At 62.4% G+C, this 17324-nt stretch carries 18 protein-coding genes and 1 riboswitch; of the genes, 14 read left to right on the top strand and 4 right to left on the bottom strand.

Annotation, left to right across the window (positions count from 1 at the left end):
• Window positions 1-2 precede the first annotated feature (2 nt).
• Both purN and purM read right to left on the bottom strand, forming a co-directional pair.
• A complete protein-coding gene (purN, locus tag AC07NR_RS00200) occupies window positions 3-653 on the bottom strand; it encodes a phosphoribosylglycinamide formyltransferase (protein ID WP_495077570.1) in 651 nt (216 codons plus the stop codon).
• Window positions 653-1711, bottom strand: coding sequence for a phosphoribosylformylglycinamidine cyclo-ligase (gene purM, locus AC07NR_RS00195; RefSeq protein ID WP_134825926.1), 1059 nt, complete (start codon window positions 1709-1711; stop codon window positions 653-655). The genes purN and purM overlap by 1 nt, the downstream gene beginning before the upstream one ends.
• A gap of 375 nt (window positions 1712-2086) precedes the next feature.
• Here purM and AC07NR_RS00190 point away from each other — a divergent pair, with 375 nt between their 5' ends.
• The 5 genes from AC07NR_RS00190 (at window position 2087) to AC07NR_RS00170 (ending at window position 6763) form a co-directional block, all read left to right on the top strand.
• A complete protein-coding gene (locus tag AC07NR_RS00190; RefSeq protein WP_495077569.1) occupies window positions 2087-3142 on the top strand; it encodes a DUF2066 domain-containing protein in 1056 nt (351 codons plus the stop codon).
• A gap of 36 nt (window positions 3143-3178) precedes the next feature.
• Window positions 3179-4252, top strand: coding sequence for an AI-2E family transporter (locus tag AC07NR_RS00185; RefSeq protein WP_085710575.1), 1074 nt, complete (start codon window positions 3179-3181; stop codon window positions 4250-4252).
• A gap of 219 nt (window positions 4253-4471) precedes the next feature.
• Window positions 4472-5176: a DnaA regulatory inactivator Hda gene (gene hda, locus AC07NR_RS00180; protein ID WP_025111852.1), complete on the top strand. Its 705-nt coding sequence runs from the start codon at window positions 4472-4474 to the stop codon at window positions 5174-5176.
• Window positions 5177-5390: 214 nt separating this feature from the next.
• Window positions 5391-6008 carry a C40 family peptidase gene (locus tag AC07NR_RS00175; RefSeq protein ID WP_085710576.1) on the top strand — a complete coding sequence of 206 codons (618 nt, stop codon included), beginning with the start codon at window positions 5391-5393 and terminating at the stop codon, window positions 6006-6008.
• Window positions 6009-6226: 218 nt separating this feature from the next.
• Window positions 6227-6763 (top strand): C40 family peptidase, encoded by a 537-nt coding sequence (locus AC07NR_RS00170; RefSeq protein ID WP_085710577.1) that lies wholly within the window; start codon window positions 6227-6229, stop codon window positions 6761-6763.
• Window positions 6764-6831: 68 nt separating this feature from the next.
• On the opposite strand, the gene AC07NR_RS00165 is transcribed toward AC07NR_RS00170, so the two are convergent.
• Entirely contained in the window at window positions 6832-8145 is a 1314-nt protein-coding gene (locus tag AC07NR_RS00165) for a PQQ-dependent sugar dehydrogenase (RefSeq protein WP_495077568.1), read from the bottom strand.
• A gap of 66 nt (window positions 8146-8211) precedes the next feature.
• Window positions 8212-8796: a hypothetical protein gene (locus tag AC07NR_RS00160; RefSeq protein WP_114881952.1), complete on the bottom strand. Its 585-nt coding sequence runs from the start codon at window positions 8794-8796 to the stop codon at window positions 8212-8214.
• A gap of 166 nt (window positions 8797-8962) precedes the next feature.
• Window positions 8963-9188, top strand: a riboswitch (cobalamin riboswitch).
• Window positions 9189-9269: 81 nt separating this feature from the next.
• On the opposite strand from AC07NR_RS00160, the gene cobO reads away from it, so the two are divergent.
• Genes cobO through cobC form a run of 9 tightly spaced genes read left to right on the top strand, consistent with a single transcriptional unit; the run spans window position 9270 to window position 17324 of the window.
• The gene (cobO, locus tag AC07NR_RS00155; RefSeq protein WP_007950401.1) at window positions 9270-9881 is read left to right on the top strand and encodes a cob(I)yrinic acid a,c-diamide adenosyltransferase; all 612 of its coding nucleotides are present in this window, start codon (window positions 9270-9272) and stop codon (window positions 9879-9881) included.
• Window positions 9878-11173 (top strand): cobyrinic acid a,c-diamide synthase CobB, encoded by a 1296-nt coding sequence (locus tag AC07NR_RS00150; RefSeq protein WP_495077567.1) that lies wholly within the window; start codon window positions 9878-9880, stop codon window positions 11171-11173. Before cobO ends, AC07NR_RS00150 begins: the two co-directional genes overlap by 4 nt.
• Window positions 11170-11820, top strand: coding sequence for a 5,6-dimethylbenzimidazole synthase (bluB, locus tag AC07NR_RS00145; protein ID WP_495077566.1), 651 nt, complete (start codon window positions 11170-11172; stop codon window positions 11818-11820). Before AC07NR_RS00150 ends, bluB begins: the two co-directional genes overlap by 4 nt.
• Window positions 11817-12725, top strand: a complete 909-nt coding sequence (cbiB, locus tag AC07NR_RS00140; RefSeq protein WP_495077565.1) for an adenosylcobinamide-phosphate synthase CbiB — start codon at window positions 11817-11819, stop codon at window positions 12723-12725. Before bluB ends, cbiB begins: the two co-directional genes overlap by 4 nt.
• Window positions 12718-13728 carry a threonine-phosphate decarboxylase CobD gene (gene cobD / locus AC07NR_RS00135; protein ID WP_495077564.1) on the top strand — a complete coding sequence of 337 codons (1011 nt, stop codon included), beginning with the start codon at window positions 12718-12720 and terminating at the stop codon, window positions 13726-13728. Before cbiB ends, cobD begins: the two co-directional genes overlap by 8 nt.
• The gene (locus tag AC07NR_RS00130; RefSeq protein ID WP_495077563.1) at window positions 13725-15191 is read left to right on the top strand and encodes a cobyric acid synthase; all 1467 of its coding nucleotides are present in this window, start codon (window positions 13725-13727) and stop codon (window positions 15189-15191) included. The genes cobD and AC07NR_RS00130 overlap by 4 nt, the downstream gene beginning before the upstream one ends.
• Window positions 15179-15700 (top strand): bifunctional adenosylcobinamide kinase/adenosylcobinamide-phosphate guanylyltransferase, encoded by a 522-nt coding sequence (gene cobU, locus AC07NR_RS00125; protein ID WP_248737905.1) that lies wholly within the window; start codon window positions 15179-15181, stop codon window positions 15698-15700. Before AC07NR_RS00130 ends, cobU begins: the two co-directional genes overlap by 13 nt.
• On the top strand, window positions 15697-16752 hold the full coding sequence (cobT, locus tag AC07NR_RS00120) for a nicotinate-nucleotide--dimethylbenzimidazole phosphoribosyltransferase (protein WP_495077562.1): 1056 nt from the start codon (window positions 15697-15699) through the stop codon (window positions 16750-16752). The genes cobU and cobT overlap by 4 nt, the downstream gene beginning before the upstream one ends.
• Window positions 16749-17324 (top strand): alpha-ribazole phosphatase family protein, encoded by a 576-nt coding sequence (gene cobC / locus AC07NR_RS00115; protein ID WP_495077561.1) that lies wholly within the window; start codon window positions 16749-16751, stop codon window positions 17322-17324. Before cobT ends, cobC begins: the two co-directional genes overlap by 4 nt.

Genomic DNA, 17324 nt, shown 5'->3' with positions numbered 1-17324 from the left:
TCCTAGTTTCGAATCAAGTGACCGCTGGCCCCGAGTATCTGGCCATCCAGTAAAGCACCTTGCTCGCCGAGGGTCAGCCGTCCTTCGGCAAACCAGCGTACGGCCATCGGGTAGATCAGGTGTTCCTGAACGTGAACCCGTTGCGCCAGACTCTGCGGCGAATCGTGCAACTCTACCGGTATTACTGCCTGTACGACCAGTGGTCCGCCATCGAGTTCCTCGGTGACGAAGTGCACGGAGCAGCCGTGTTCGGCGTCGCCGGCTTCCAGCGCACGCTGATGAGTGTGTAACCCTTTGTATTTGGGCAGCAGCGACGGATGGATATTGAGCAGGCGACCCTGATAGTGCCGGACGAAGTCAGCGCTGAGAATGCGCATGAAGCCGGCCAGTACCACGAGTTTCGGATTGAATTCGTCGATCAGTTCGATCAGGGCGGCGTCGAAGGCCTCGCGACCTTCGAAACCCTTGTGATCCAGCGAGCGGGTGGCGATACCCGCGTCACTGGCGCGTTGCAGGCCGTAGGCGTCGGCGCGGTTGGAAATCACCGCAGCGATGCGGACCGGGCTGTCGCCGGTCCGCGTGCTGTCGATCAGGGCCTGCAAGTTACTGCCGGTGCCGGACAGCAGCACCACGACATCACAGGTATTAGGCATTAGTGAGCCTTGAGGTTTTTCAGCTCGACCTGGGCAGCGCCTTCGGCGGCGACACCGATCTGGCCGATGACCCAAGGCTGTTCGCCGGCTTCACGCAGGGTGTTCAGGGCAGTTTCAACGTGCTCCTGAGCCACGCAGATCACCATGCCCACGCCGCAGTTTAGTACGCGGTGCATTTCGGTCTCGTCGACGTTGCCTTTCTCTTGCAGCCAGTCGAAGACGGCCGGGCGATTCCAGCTGGCCACGTCAACCACGGCTTGAGCGCCTTTTGGCAGAACGCGCGGGATGTTGTCCAGCAGGCCGCCACCGGTGATGTGGGCCATGGCCTTGACGGCGCCGGTGTCCTTGATCAGCTTGAGCAGCGGCTTGACGTAGATGCGGGTCGGGGCCATCAGCAGATCGGTCAGCGGCTTGCCGTCGAGCTGAACGGTTTCGATGTCGGCGCCGGACACTTCGATGATCTTGCGGATCAGCGAGTAGCCGTTGGAGTGCGGGCCGGACGATGGCAGGGCGATCAGGGCGTCACCGGTGGCGACTTTCGAGCCGTCGATGATTTCCGCTTTTTCCACGACGCCGACGCAGAAACCGGCCAGATCGTAGTCTTCGCCTTCGTACATGCCAGGCATTTCAGCGGTTTCGCCGCCGACCAGCGAGCAGCCAGCCAGTTCGCAGCCTGCACCGATACCGGTGACGACAGTGGCGGCAACGTCGACGTTCAGCTTGCCGGTGGCGTAGTAGTCAAGGAAGAACAGTGGCTCGGCGCCGCACACCACCAGATCGTTGACGCACATGGCGACCAGGTCCTGGCCGATGCTGTCGTGCTTGTTCAGGTTCAGCGCCAGACGCAGCTTGGTGCCGACGCCGTCGGTGCCGGAAACCAGTACTGGCTGCTTGTAGCCGGCCGGGATTTCGCAGAGGGCGCCGAAACCGCCCAGGCCGCCCATGACTTCCGGGCGCGCAGTGCGCTTGGCGACGCTCTTGATGCGTTCGACCAATGCTTCACCGGCGTCGATGTCTACACCGGCGTCCTTGTAGCTCAGGGAGGGTTGCTTGCTCATGATCCAGGCCTTTAGGGGAGGGGATTCAGGGGTAACGACCGAGTTCAGCGGGAACTTCGAAATCGAGGGGGCGATGGCCTCACGCGAGTTTCGAGGTGCCCGGCTGTTGCCGGTCTGCGAAGGCGCGCGATTTTATCAGGCTTGAGGGGCAGCGGCCATCCTCACGCCGACGGGCAGGGGCATATCGGCCGAAATTTTTTGCAAATGAAGCTGTGGGTGACATCACGGGTGCCTGTATAAGGAACCGTCTATCGTTAGGGCTATGCAAAAACTTATCGCCAGCGTGTGAATGTTTTGCAACGGCCAGTGGTCACAGGCTTGCTCAATCCGGTTCACGCGGCCTGTTCCAGCCGCTCTTGTCGACGGGAATTCTCCATGCGTTTGTGTAAATTGCTGTTAGTGGGCTGCTTGTCTCTGGTCAGCCTGGCGAGCCAGGCCGAAAACGTCAAAGGGCTTTATCAGGTGCGCGAACCGGTCAACGGCCAGTCACCGGAGGAGCGTGATCGTGCCACGCAAGCGGCGCTGGATACGCTGGTGCTGCGTCTCACGGGGGATCCGAAGGCACCGCAGAATCCCGGGTTGGCGCCGATTCGCAAGGATCCGCAACAAATCATCAGCCAGTTTGGTTTCGATGCCGGGCCGCCGGAGGTATTGAAGGTCGACTTCGATCCGGCCACCACTGAGCAGGCGCTGCGCCGTGCCGGGTTGTCGCTGTGGGGCGCGAGTCGGCCGTCGATTCTGAGCTGGTGGCTGAACGACTCCACCGAAGGCTCGAGCCTGGTGGGCGACGGTCAGGCCAGTGCGGCGCCCTTGCGACGTGCCGCCCAGCACCGAGGGTTGCCGTTGCGCCTGCCGCTGGCGGATCTGAGTGAGCAACTGGTCGCAACCGCGCCGACGCTCGAAGGCACCGATCCAGCTCCGCTTCATGCAGCGTCTGAACGTTACAACGCTGACGCGTTGCTTGCTGTGCATGCCCGCGAAGAGGGTGGTCAGTGGCAAGCCAAATGGCATTTGTGGCTGGGTGATCAAAAGGAAGCGGGAAGTGTGCAGGGGGCTGATCAGGCCGCTGTCGCCGATGCCGTGATGCTGGCGGTGGCCGAGCGGCTGGCGCCGCGCTTTGTTGCCAAGCCTGGCGCTTCGGGGCAGCAGACGCTGGAAGTTCAGGGCATGAATCTGGAGCATTACGCGACGTTGCTGCGGATGCTCGAACCTTTTGGCGTGCGGCTGCAGAGTGTCGATGCCGATCGCATTGTGTATCGGGTCAATGGCAGTGCCGATCAGTTGCGGGCGCAGTTGTCGCTGGCGAAGTTGCAGGAAATGCCGGCCGAGGCGCCGGCTCCGGTGGCTCCGCAGCCTGCAGTGCCAGGCGGTGCGCCTGTCGTTGCGCCGGCACCGGCACCTGCGGCACCGTCGTTGCGATTCCGCTGGTAGGTTTTTCTTTCATATATAGAAGCAATGGAGTGTTACATGGCCGATACGCGGCGTTGGTTCTGGCTCGGTGGGGTGCTCCTGCTTTGCGCGTTTGTCTGGTTGCTGCATCCGATCCTCACGCCGTTTCTGGTGGCGCTGTTGCTCGCTTATCTGTTCGACCCTTTGGTGGATCGTCTTGAGCGGCTCGGCTTGTCCCGCACCTGGGGCGTGATTGCGGTGTTCGCCTTGTTCACCCTGATCTTCACCACGTTGCTGCTGGTGCTGGTGCCGATGCTCGCCAAACAGTTGCTGCGTCTGTACGAACTGGCACCGCAGATGCTCGACTGGCTGCAGCACACGGCGTTGCCATGGGCGCAGTCGAAGCTGGGGTTGTCGGATGGTTTCTGGAAGTTCGACAAGGTCAAGGCCGCGATCACCGAACACATGGGGCAGACCACCGACATCGTCGGCGTGGTGCTGAGCCAGGCCACCGCTTCCAGTCTGGCGCTGATCGGCTGGCTGGCGAATCTGGTGCTGATCCCGGTGGTGAGTTTCTACTTGCTGCGCGACTGGGACGTGATGATGGCCAAGATCCGCAGCCTGTTGCCGCGTGATCGTGAAGAGCGTGTGGTGGCGCTGGCGGGCGAATGTCACGAAGTGCTCGGCGCTTTCGTGCGCGGGCAGCTGCTGGTGATGCTGGCGCTGGGCGTGATCTATGCGGCGGGGCTGATGATTGTCGGTCTGGAGCTGGGCCTGTTGATTGGTCTGATCGCCGGTCTGGCGGCCATCGTGCCTTATATGGGGTTTGTGATCGGGATCGGCGCGGCGCTGATTGCCGGGCTGTTCCAGTTTGGCGGTGACCTGTACCCGATGATCGGGATCGTTGCAGTGTTCATGGTCGGTCAGGCCCTGGAAGGCATGGTGCTGACGCCGTTGCTGGTGGGTGACCGAATCGGTCTGCATCCGGTGGCAGTGATCTTTGCGATCCTTGCCGGTGGTGAGCTGTTCGGCTTCACCGGTGTGCTGCTGGCCTTGCCGGTGGCGGCGGTGATCATGGTGTTGGTGCGCCACGTCCATGACTTGTACAAGGACTCCGAAATGTATAGCGGAGTCGATGATCCGAAGCTCTGATGCGATGGAGGGCTGCCCGGTGGATTGCCGGGTTGGCCCGTCTCGTGCAGGCAATGCTGGCGCCTGTGCGCCAAAGAAACTGTCATAAAACCAGTGTGTTAACGCAAACCTTTGATTTTGCTTGGGGTCTGTCGCATTGTGCGCTCCGCTTCACGGGTATAAACTTCGCACACTTTACACAGAGGCCACTAACGGTTCCTTGGGAACTGTTCAGTCAGCATGAAACCGATTCAGCTGCCCCTAGGTGTGCGTCTGCGTGACGACGCCACCTTCATCAACTACTACCCAGGCGCCAATGCCGCTGCACTCGGCTATGTCGAGCGTCTATGCGAAGCCGACGCCGGCTGGACCGAAAGCCTGATCTATCTGTGGGGCAAGCACGGGGTAGGGCGTACGCATCTGTTGCAGGCCGCGTGCCTGCGTTTCGAACAGATGGGCGAACCGGCGGTGTACCTGCCGCTCGCCGAATTGATGGATCGCGGCATCGAAATCCTCGACAACCTCGAACAGTACGAACTGGTCTGCCTGGACGACTTGCAGGTGATCGCCGGCAAGCCCGACTGGGAAGAGGCGATGTTTCACCTGTTCAACCGTCTGCGCGACAGTGGTCGTCGATTGCTGATCGCCGCCTCCACCTCGCCGCGTGAATTGCCGGTAAAACTGGCTGACTTGAAATCGCGCCTGACCCTTGCGCTGATTTTCCAGATGCGTCCTCTCTCCGATGAAGACAAATTGCGTGCCCTGCAATTGCGCGCATCCCGTCGTGGTCTGCATCTGACCGACGAAGTCGGGCATTTTATTTTGACTCGCGGCACCCGCAGCATGAGCGCGCTTTTTGACCTGCTCGAACAGCTCGATCAGGCCTCTTTGCAGGCTCAACGCAAGCTGACCATTCCCTTCCTGAAAGAAACCCTGGGCTGGTAAAACCGGGGCTTTCAGCGGGTTTCGGCATATTTCAGGCGCCAGAAAATCCGCTTTCCTGTGCATTGCGCAGGCCGCGTCTCGATTCAAATAGGCTTAAGCGCTTAGATGTAAACGAGAAACCGGGAAGTCACAAAAAGATCGATTGAATTTGCAAATGAGGCTGATAGCGGGCATAGTCTCGGCTTCTTTACAACTATCAGCCACGGTCGTGCCCATGCTAAAGCGCTTCGCACCCCTCGTGCCTCTCGCACTCGTCACCCTGTTGTTCGGTTGCGCTGCTCATTCACCTGTTCAAGAGCAGCAACAACAGGCTAAAAATTCTGCCACCGCCCAGTCTTCCGTTATTTACCAGGAAGAGCTGGACACCGAAAAGGAACTGGCCGCTTTCAACGGCAAGAAGCCTTACCAGCTTCCGGTTCTGGCCGACAGCATTCTTGAACGCGGCATGTCTCTGATCGGTACCCGTTACCGTTTTGGCGGCACCTCTGAAGCCGGGTTCGATTGCAGCGGTTTCATCGGCTACCTGTTCCGCGAAGAAGCCGGCATGAACCTGCCGCGCTCCACCCGCGAAATGATCAACGTGGATGCTCCGCTGGTATCGCGCGGCAACCTCGAGCCGGGCGATCTGCTGTTCTTCGCCACCAATGGTCGTCGCGGTCGTGTCAGCCACGCCGGGATCTACCTGGGCGACAATCAGTTCATTCACTCCAGCAGTCGTCGCAGCGGCGGTGTCCGTATCGACAGCCTGGGTGACAGCTACTGGAGCAAGACCTTCATCGAAGCGAAGCGCGCTTTGGCGAACGCTCCAACCGTGGTTACCGCTCGCAAGTAATCACGCTTTTGTCGCCACGCTCGTGGCGACAGGCGGTCCTTCAGAGGCAATAGACTTAAACTTTACAAGGTGAAGTTAAAGTCTTACTTGAAGTTTGCCGCGTAGCCGCTAGAATCCTGATCTATATTGATGGCAAACCGCCTGCGTCCCAACGCAGGCGGTTTTGTTTTCTGTCGAATCGGCAGTAAAAGCCGCAGCCAGATCAGGATGTTCTGCTTATGACGATGACGGCCCGCCTTGCCCTGATGTTCTTCGCAGCGCTGCTCAGCGCTTGCGCCAGCCGCACTCCGCCGCCAGCCCCCGTGGTTCGCGCGCCGATTGTGTTCGGATCCTCCCAGGCTTTCTCTCCCGCTGCCGAAGACGTGCTGTTCCGCGCGCTCGGGCTGGTGGGTACGCCTTATCGCTGGGGCGGCAACACGCCGGACTCGGGCTTCGATTGCAGTGGTCTGATCGGTTTCGTTTACCGCGACGCTGCGGGCATCAGCCTGCCGCGCTCGACCCGCGAGATGATCGTCATGCAGGCGCCGAATGTCGGCAAGGAAGGGCTGCAGACCGGCGACCTGATCTTCTTCGCCACCAACGGCGGCTCTCAGGTCAGTCATGCGGGGATCTACGTCGGGGAAGGGCGCTTCGTTCACGCCCCGGCCACCGGCGGTACGGTGAAGCTGGACAGCCTTTCGAAAGCGTATTGGCAGAAAGCCTATCTGAGTGCCAAGCGCGTTCTGCAGCCGGAGCACCTGGCGCACAACCCGTAAAGCTGCGAATCAATAAAAAACCGTGGGAGCACATTGGCTCCCACGGTTTTTTTGTTTCAGGGCTTGGGCTATTTGGCCGCCGACACCCGCCACACCTTGTTCCCCACGTCATCGGCTACCAGCAATCCGCCTTGCTGATCAATCACCACGCCAACCGGGCGACCCAAAGCGTTTTCGTCCTTGTCGAGGAAACCGGTCAGCACATCCACCGGCGTTCCGCTCGGCTTGCCGGCGGCAAACGGCACGAAGATCACCTTGTAGCCACTGTGCGGCTTGCGGTTCCACGAGCCGTGCTGGCCGATGAAGGCGCCTTCCTTGAATTGCGCCGGCAGCGTGTTGCCCTCGGCGAAGGTCAGGCCCAGTGAGGCAGTGTGCGGGCCGACGGCGTAATCCGGAGCGATGGCCTTGGCCACCAGGTCCAGGTTTTGTGGCTCGACGCGGACATCGACGTGCTGGCCGTAATAGCTGAACGGCCAGCCATAGAAACCGCCATCCTTGACCGAGGTGATGTAGTCCGGCACCAGATCGCTGCCGATCTCGTCCCGCTCGTTTACCGCTGTCCACAGCGCGCCGCTTTTCGGCTCCCAGGCCAGGCCGTTGGGGTTGCGGATGCCCGAAGCGAAGATCCGGTGATTGCCGGTCGCTCGATCCACCTCCCAGATCGCCGCGCGACCTTCTTCCTGATCCAGGCCGTTTTCGCCGACGTTGCTGTTCGAACCGACGGTGACGTACAGCTTGCTGCCATCCTTGCTGGCAATGACGTTCTTGGTCCAGTGATGGTTGAGCGGGCCGCCCGGCAGGTCCACGACCTTGATCGGTTGGCTCTTGATCTCGGTCGTGCCGGGTTCGTAGTGAAAGCGCAGCAGGCGGTCGGTGTCGGCGACGTAAAGATCGTTGCCGACCAGGGTCATGCCGAACGGCGAATTCAGGTTCTGCAGAAACACCGTGCGCGTCTCGGCCACGCCGTCGTGATCGGCATCACGCAGCAGGGTGATGCGGTTCGGGCTCGGTACGCCGGCACCGGCGCGGCCCATGACTTTTTTCATCACCCAGCCGCGTATGCCTTTGCCGTCGTCCGGTTTTGCCGGGGCATTGGTTTCCGCCACCAGCACATCGCCGTTGGGCAGCACGTAGAGCCAGCGCGGGTGATCGAGATTCTCGGCAAACGCCGCCACCTGAGTGCCTGCCGCTGGCGTCGGTTTCGCGCCGGCCGGCCAGCCGATCGCCGGGGCGATGTTCACCGTCGGGATCAGGGTCTTGTTCGGTTCGGGCAGCTTGGGGGACGGGCCGGTGCCGTCCGAGACTTGCAGGCTGGAGGATTCACCACAGGCGGTGAGCCCTCCGGCGAGTGCGATGACGAAAACGAGGTGGGGCTTGCGCATTACTGATCTTCCCTATGAATGCATTCCTAATCATAGAGAAGCACACCAGCCCGATGGTTCAACCCCTCAGCCGCGTGCCTCCTTGAACAGCACGGCAATGCCGGGGTGATAGTTGCCGGCCTCGCTGCGCAATTTGCGATAGGCGTACGGGAAGTACCAGGCGACGGCGCAGGTGTGTTCCTTTTGCAGGTCGTCGACCATGTCCTGCAGTTCTTCCGGGCTGGCGCTGTGCTGGGCTTTCTGTGGGGCGACGAACAGGCAGCCGAGTTTGAGATCGCTGGCGTAGCTGATGCGCTTGGCATCGCTGGTGATATCGGCCAGGGCCTGAGTCAGATTCAGGCTGGTGACGCGCGGCCAGCGCTGGGTTGCCTGGATGTAGGCGCGATCTTCGGCGCCGGCCAGGAACAGGTCGGCCCGGGCATTGCGCTCGCCTTCCTCGTTCTGTTTGCGCGTGGCGGTGTCGCGCAGGGTCACCAGTTCGGCCATCCATGCGGCGGCGGACAGCAGGCCGAGGTTGGCTTTTTCGTCGTGCCAGTAGGGTGTGTCGTTGTCGCCGCGCACGGCGTTGTAGCGGTCGATACAGTCAAACCATCGTTCCAGCACCGGGCGCAGGAATTCCAGCCGCGGATTGCTGATGATCATGCCTTGCATGGTGCTCTCCCTTGTTATTGTGATGTGCTCTCTGCAGTCAAAAAGCATGGCTCTTTGATATCACTGCTGACAGTGTGGCACAAGATTGGCGTCAGATAATTGATCGGCGGCAGTTATTTGCCGCACGACCCCCTCTTCATTTGACGCTCCACCCCCAACCCTCTAACCTTCGCGGCTTGTTTCAGGTGCTCTGTGACCGCTGTCGACAGAGTGAAACAGGGAAGCCGGTGAGGATTGTCTTCAAGCGAAGAACCATCACGATCCCGGCGCTGCCCCCGCAACGGTAAATGAGTAAAAGCTGCGCCTAATGCCACTGCTGCAAAGCGGGAAGGCGCGCAGCCAGGCGAACGCCGCTCATGAGCCCGGAGACCGGCCTGATCCATCCAGCGGCATCACGGTGGGCGATGCCAGGCTTGTTGCCGTCTATTCTTGTGCCTGCCCGCCGTTATCCAGCCTCAACGGAGAGCTCCCCCATGACTGATTCCCCCGAACGCGACGAGCGCCACCTGGCGCGCATGCAGCGCAAAAAAGCCGTGATCGACGAGCGCATCGCCAATTCGCCCGACGAATGCGGCCTGGTGCTGGTGCTGACCGGCAACGGCAAAGGCAAAAGCAGCTCGGCGTTCGGCATGCTCGCCCGCGCCATGGGCCATGGCATGCAGTGCGGCGTGGTGCAGTTCATCAAGGGCCGTAACAGCACCGGCGAAGAATTGTTTTTCCGCCGTTTCCCGGAGCAGGTGCGTTTTCATGTGATGGGTGAAGGCTTCACTTGGGAAACCCAGGACCGCCAGCGCGACATCGCCGCCGCCGAGGCTGCATGGGAAGTCTCCCGCGAGCTGCTGCGTGATCCGTCGATCGGTCTGGTGGTGCTCGATGAGCTGAACATCGCCCTCAAGCACGGTTACCTCGATCTGGATCAGGTGCTCAGCGATCTGCAGGCCCGTCCGCCGATGCAGCATGTGATCGTCACTGGTCGCGCTGCCAAGCCGGAAATGATCGAGATGGGCGACACCGTCACCGAAATGGGCATGATCAAGCACGCCTTCCAGGCCGGTATCAAAGCGCAGAAAGGCGTCGAACTTTGAATCAACCACGTCACTGCCCGGCGGTACTGATCGCCGCGCCGGCCTCCGGCCAGGGCAAGACCACCGTCACCGCCGCGCTGGCCCGTTTGCACCGCAATCAGGGCCGCAAGGTCCGCGTGTTCAAGTGCGGCCCGGACTTTCTCGACCCGATGATCCTTGAGCGCGCCAGCGGTGCGCCGGTCTACCAACTGGACATGTGGATGGTTGGCGAGCAGGAAAGCCGTCGTCTGTTGTGGGAAGCCGCTGCCGAAGCCGATCTGATCCTGATCGAAGGCGTGATGGGCCTGTTTGATGGCACGCCGTCGAGCGCCGATCTGGCGCGGCATTTCGGCGTGCCGGTACTCGGCGTGATCGACGGCACGGCCATGGCCCAGACTTTCGGTGCCTTGGCGCTGGGCCTGGCGCGTTATCAGCCGGACTTGCCGTTCGCCGGCGTGCTGGCCAACCGCGTCGGCACGGTGCGTCACGCGCAATTACTCGAAGGCAGTCTCACCGAAGGTTTGCGCTGGTACGGCGCGTTGTCCCGGGAAACCGGGATCGAACTGCCAAGCCGCCATCTCGGCCTGGTGCAGGCCAGTGAACTCAATGATCTCGATGTACGTCTCGACGCCGCCGCCGAAGCGCTGGCCGGCACTTGCGAGGTAGCGCTGCCACCGGCCGTGGAGTTCGCTGCACCTGAAGTCGTGAAGACCGAAAGACTGCTCGAAGGCGTGCGGATTGCCGTCGCCCGTGACGAAGCCTTCGCCTTCACCTACGGCGCCAGTCTCGACCTTCTAAGGGCGATGGGTGCGGAATTGAGTTTCTTCTCGCCGATCCGCGATACGCAATTGCCCGAAGCCGACAGCTTGTACCTGCCCGGCGGCTATCCGGAATTGCACCACGTTGCCTTGTCGCAGAATGCCGACATGCTCAAAGCGATCCGCGCGCATCACGCCGCCGGTAAACCGCTGCTCGCCGAATGTGGCGGCATGCTCTATCTGCTGGATTCGCTGACCGATGTCGAAGGCACCCGCGCCGAACTGGTCGGGTTGCTCAAAGGTGATGCGGTGATGCAGAAGCGTCTGGCAGCCCTGGCCCTGCAATCCGTCGAATTGCCGGAAGGCTTGCTGCGTGGCCACACCTATCACCACTCCCTGACCACCACCGAACTGACGCCGATTGCCCGAGGCCACAGCCCCAATGGCGGGCGCGGTGCAGAAGCGGTGTATCGGGAAGGGCGGATGACTGCCTCGTACGTGCACTTTTATTTTCCGTCGAACCCGTCGGCGATTGCCGCACTGTTGGTGCCATGACCGACAACGCCTTCACTGAAACCGAGCGCGCAGCGGTCTACCGCGCCATCGCCGAACGCCGCGACATGCGCCACTTCAGTGGCGGCACGGTCGACCCTGAATTGCTGCGCCGATTGCTTGAAGCCGCCCATCAGGCACCGAGCGTCGGCCTGATGCAGCCGTGGCGCTTCATCCGCATCAGCGACCGCACCTTGCGCGGACAGATCCAGAATCTTGTGGAAGAAGAGCGCGTACGCACCGCCGAAGCCCTCGGCGAACGCAGCGACGAGTTCATGAAGCTCAAGGTCGAAGGCATCAATGACTGCGCGGAAGTGCTGGTTGCAGCCTTGATGGACGATCGCGAGCGGCACATTTTCGGCCGCCGCACGCTGCCGGAAATGGACATGGCCTCATTGTCCTGCGCGATCCAGAACCTGTGGCTGGCGGCGCGCGCCGAAGGTCTGGGCATGGGCTGGGTGTCGCTGTTCGAACCGCAGGCGCTGGCCGATCTGCTGCAACTGCCGGCCGGGGCCAAGCCGCTGGCGGTTCTTTGTCTGGGGCCGGTCAAGGAATTCTATCCGGCGCCGATGCTGGTACTCGAAGGGTGGGCGCAGGCGCGTCCGCTCAATGAGCTGCTGTATGAAAATTTCTGGGGAGTGAGTCAATGAGTGTGGCGTTGCTGAGTGTCGCCGCGGTTGCGCTGGACGCGCTGCTGGGTGAACCGAAACGCTGGCATCCGCTGGTGGCGTTCGGCAATTTTGCCGCGCGCATCGAGCAACGATTCAACACCGGCGGGCGCGGCTGGCGCAGCCATGGTGTCACCGCGTGGGTGATCGCGGTGCTGCCACTGACCCTGCTTGCCACGGCATTGTCCTGGGCGCCTTATGTGGGCTGGATCGTCGAGATCGTCGCGCTGTATTGCGCCCTCGGCATGCGCAGTCTCGGCGAGCACGTCGAGCCGGTGGCCAAGGCCCTGCGCAGCGATGATCTGGAGGAGGCGCGCAAACGCGTGGGGTATCTGGTCAGCCGCCAGACCAGTGAACTGGACAGCACCGCCGTCGCCCGCGCCGCCACCGAATCGGTGCTGGAGAACGGCAGCGATGCAGTGTTCGCCGCGATCTTCTGGTTTGTCGTGGCCGGTGCGCCGGGCGTGGTGCTCTATCGCCTGAGCAATACGCTCGACGCGATGTGGGGTTATCGCAACGAACGCTTCGAGCGTTTCGGCTGGGCGGCGGCGAAAATCGACGACGTCCTCAACTACATTCCTGCACGTCTGGTGGCGTTGACCTACGCGCTGCTGGGCAAGACCCGACTCGCGCTGAAATGCTGGCGCACCCAGGCGCCGAAATGGGACAGCCCGAACGCGGGGCCGGTAATGGCTGCCGGCGCGGGCGCGCTGGGCGTCGAGCTGGGCGGGCCGGCGATCTATCACGGCGAGCTGCACGAGCGTCCGCAACTGGGCGAGGGTGCGCCGGCGGATGCCGATTCCATCGATCGCGGCTGGCAATTGGTCCAACGCGGGGTATGGTTATGGCTGCTGATTCTCTGCGTGGGGGCTGAATTCTATGCTTGAGCACGGTGGCCGGCTGCGCAGGGCGGCGCTGGAGTATGGCATCGCCGAAGAAGACTGGCTCGACCTGTCCACGGGGCTGGCGCCGTGGCCGTTTCCGGTCCCGGAGATCCCGCTGCGGGCCTGGGCGCGTCTGCCGGAAACCGATGACGGCTTGGAACAGGCGGCCTGCGACTACTACGGTGCCGCGCAGGTGCTGCCGGTGGCCGGTTCGCAGATGGCCATTCAGTTGCTGCCGCGCCTGCGCCGGGCCGGCAAGGTCGGTGTGCTGTCGCCGTGTTATGCCGAGCATGCCGAGGCCTGGCGGCGCAGCGGTTACATCGTCCGCGAAGTGCTGGAGCAGGAAGTCGATTTCTTCCTCGACAGCCTCGACGTGCTGGTGGTGGTCAATCCGAACAATCCCACTGGCCTGAGCCTTACTCCGGCGAAATTGCTCGACTGGCACGCGCGACTGGCCCAGCGCGGCGGCTGGCTGGTGGTCGATGAAGCGTTCATGGACAACACCCCGCAATTGAGCCTGGCGCCGCATACCCATCAGGTCGGACTGATCGTGTTGCGTTCGTTCGGCAAGTTTTTCGGTCTGGCCGGTGTTCGACTCGGGTTCGTGCTGGCCGAGCGCAAGTTGCTCCGTTTACTGGCCGAGCAGGTGGGGCCCTGGGCTGTCAGCGGGCCGACCCGAGTATTGGGACAAGCCTGCCTGCAAGACACCGAAGGCCACACTCGTCAGCGGATCCGCAGCGACGAAGCCAGCGAACGTCTGGCTGCGTTGCTCGAACGCCATGGCTTCAAGCCTCAGGGTGGTTGCGCGCTGTTCCAGTGGCTGATCACCGAGCATGCTCACGCACTTCACGAATTCATGGCCCGTCGCGGCATCCTCCTGCGTCTCTTTGCGCACAACAGCAGCCTGCGTTTTGGTCTGCCGGCCAATGCCGCCGACGAGGCGCGTCTTGAGCAGGCCCTGCAAGCGTTCGCCGTGGACCGCTCTATGGACAAGAAACCCGCATGACTACGTTAATGGTGCAAGGCACCACCTCCGATGCCGGCAAAAGTACGCTGGTGACGGCGCTGTGCCGCTGGGCGACCCGTCAGGGTGTCGCCGTGGTGCCGTTCAAACCGCAGAACATGGCGCTCAACAGCGCGGTGACTGCCGACGGCGGCGAAATCGGCCGGGCGCAAGCGGTGCAGGCGCAGGCCTCGCATCTTGAACCGCACACCGACATGAACCCGGTGCTGCTCAAGCCCAACAGCGACACCGGTGCCCAGGTCATCATTCATGGCCGTGCGGTCACCAGCATGAACGCCGTTGCCTATCACGACTACAAAGCCATCGCCATGCAGGCCGTGCTCGCCTCTCACGAGCGCTTGAGCGCCGCGTATCCGCTGGTAATGGTCGAGGGCGCGGGTTCGCCGGCGGAAATCAATCTGCGCGCCGGTGACATCGCCAACATGGGTTTCGCCGAAGCGGTGGACTGTCCGGTGCTGTTGATTGCGGACATCAATCGAGGCGGCGTGTTTGCTCATCTGGTGGGCACGCTGGAACTGCTATCACCGAGCGAACAGGCAAGGGTCAAAGGCTTCATCATCAACCGTTTTCGCGGTGATATCGCCTTGCTGCAACCGGGTCTCGACTGGCTGGAGCAGCGCACCGGCAAACCCGTGTTGGGCGTGTTGCCGTACGTCATGGATCTGCATCTGGAGGCCGAGGACGGCATCGACCAGCGCCAGACCGACAAGGCCGAGCAAGTCTTGAAAGTGGTGGTGCCGGTGCTGCCGCGCATCAGCAACCACACCGATTTCGATCCGCTGCGGCTGCATCCTCAGGTTGACCTGCAATTCATCGGCCCGGGGCAAGCGATTCCGCCAGCCGATCTGATCATTCTGCCGGGCTCGAAAAGCGTCCGTAGCGATCTGGCTTATCTGCGCGCCAATGGCTGGGAAACCGCCATCAATCGTCACCTGCGTTATGGCGGCAAGCTGCTGGGAATCTGCGGCGGTCTGCAAATGCTCGGCGAGCAGGTGCATGATCCGCTCGGCCTGGAAGGCGCGCCGGGCTCCAGCGCCGGTCTGGGCCTGCTGGCATTCGAAACACAGCTCGAAGCCGAGAAGCAATTGCGCAATGTGCGCGGGCGTCTGGCGCTGGAAGATGCCGAGGTCAGCGGTTATGAAATTCATGCGGGTGTGACGACCGGATCTGCGCTGGAAAACGCCGCTGTCCATCTGGACGATGGCCGTTGCGACGGCGCCCAAAGCTCTGACGGCCAGATATTCGGCACCTACCTGCACGGTCTGTTTGAATCGCCGGCGGCCAGTGTGGCGTTGCTGCGCTGGGCCGGTTTGAACGATGTGCAGGAGGTGGATTACCACGGCTTGCGCGAGCGCGATATCGAGCGGCTGGCGGATCTGGTGGAGAAGCACCTGGATACCGGGCTGTTACGTGAACTCTGTGGAATGTCCCCATGCTCCAGTTGATCCTCGGCGGCGCCCGCTCCGGCAAAAGTCGCCTGGCCGAAAAACTCGCCACTGACAGCGCGCTGGCCGTGACGTACATCGCCACCAGCCAGCCGCTGGATGGCGAGATGAATGAACGCGTCGCCCATCACCGGGCGCGACGTCCTGCCGAATGGGCATTGATCGAAGAGCCGCTGGAACTGTCCCGGGTGCTGCGCGAAACCGCCAGCGCCGAGCGTTGCCTGCTGGTGGATTGCCTGACGCTGTGGCTGACCAATCTGCTGATGCTCGAAGACGCCGAACGTCTCGCCGCCGAACGCGAATCCCTGCTTGAATGCCTGGCGTCGCTGCCGGGTGAAATCATTTTTGTCAGCAACGAGACCGGAATGGGTGTCGTGCCGCTGGGCGAATTGACTCGCCGCTACGTCGATGAAGCCGGTTGGCTGCATCAAGCTCTGGCCGAGCGTTGTCAGCGAGTCGTCCTGACCGTCGCCGGCCTGCCCCTGACTCTGAAAGGACCTGCGTTATGACCCAAGCCTGGTGGCTGAACCCGTGCAAACCGGTGGATACGGACGCCGTTGAAAACGCGGCAGCGCGTCAGCAGCAATTGACCAAACCTGCCGGCTCCCTCGGGCGACTGGAATCTGTAGCAGTGCAACTGGCCGGATTACAGGGGCAGATCAAGCCAAAACTCGATCAGGTCTGGATCGCGATTTTTGCCGGCGACCACGGCGTTGTCGCCGAAGGCGTTTCCGCGTTCCCGCAGGAAGTCACCGGGCAGATGCTGCTGAATTTCGTCAGCGGTGGCGCGGCGATCAGCGTGCTGGCGCGGCAACTCGGTGCGCAGCTTGAGGTCGTGGATCTGGGCACCGTGACCCCGTCGCTGAACCTGCCGGGTGTGCGTCACCTGAGCATCGGCCCGGGCACGGCGAATTTCGCCAAGGGTGCGGCGATGACTCAGGCTCAGGGCGAGCTGGCCTTGCAGGGCGGGCGCGACAGCGTGCTGCGCGCGAAGGCGGCGGGTGCGCAATTGTTCATCGGCGGCGAAATGGGCATCGGCAACACCACGGCTGCCAGTGCGCTGGCCTGTGCGCTGCTCGATTGCCCGGTGGCGCACCTGACCGGTCCCGGCACCGGGCTGAATGCCGAAGGCGTCAGCCACAAGGCGCAGGTGATCGAGCGGGCGCTGGCGCTGCACGCGGCGCAACATGGGGATGCGTTGCAGACCCTGTTCAATCTCGGCGGGTTCGAGATTGCGGCTTTGGTCGGCGCGTATCTGGCGTGTGCTCAGGAAGGTGTGGCGGTGCTGGTGGACGGTTTTATCTGCACCGTTGCGGCGCTGGTGGCGGTGCGGCTGAATCCGGCCTGTCGTGAATGGCTGCTGTTCGGCCATCGCGGCGCTGAGCCGGGTCATCGTCACGTGCTGGAAACCCTTGGCGCCGAACCGCTGCTGGAACTGGGCCTGCGTCTGGGCGAGGGCAGCGGTGCGGCGCTGGCGGTGCCGTTGCTGCGCCTGGCCTGCGACCTGCACGGGCAGATGGCGACCTTCGCCGAAGCAGCGGTGGCGGATCGCCCGGCATGACGCTGCGTCTGGACCTGCTGCGACACGGTGAAACCGAACTGGGCGGCGGCCTGCGCGGCAGTCTCGACGATGCGCTGACCGAAAAGGGCTGGGCGCAGATGCGTGAGGCGGTGATCGGGCAGGGGCCGTGGGATCGGCTGGTCAGTTCGCCGTTGCAGCGTTGTGCAAGGTTTACTGATGAATTGGGCGCGCAACGGGATCTGTCGGTGTCTCTGGACAAGGATCTGCAAGAGCTGCATTTCGGTGCCTGGGAAGGGCGGAGCGCTTCGGCGTTGATGGAGACCGACGCCGAAGCGCTTGGACTGTTCTGGGCAAATCCTTATGGGTTCACGCCGCCGCAAGGTGAGCCGGTGACCGAGTTTTCAGCGCGGGTGCTGGCGGCGGTCATGCGTTTGCACGCGGCACATGCGGGGGAGCGGGTGTTGCTGGTCAGTCATGGTGGCGTCATGCGTCTGTTGCTGGCGCGGGCCCGTGGTTTGCCTCGTGAACAATTGCTCAATGTCGAAGTCGCTCACGGCGCGCTGTTTTCGCTGATCGTCGAGGCCGATGGTTCGCTCAAGGAAGTGTGCTGA

Source organism: Pseudomonas sp. GW821-FHT09C09 (assembly GCF_059418105.1).
The sequence above is the reverse complement of the archived record's forward strand: the minus strand, read 5'-3'. Positions and strand labels throughout refer to the sequence as shown.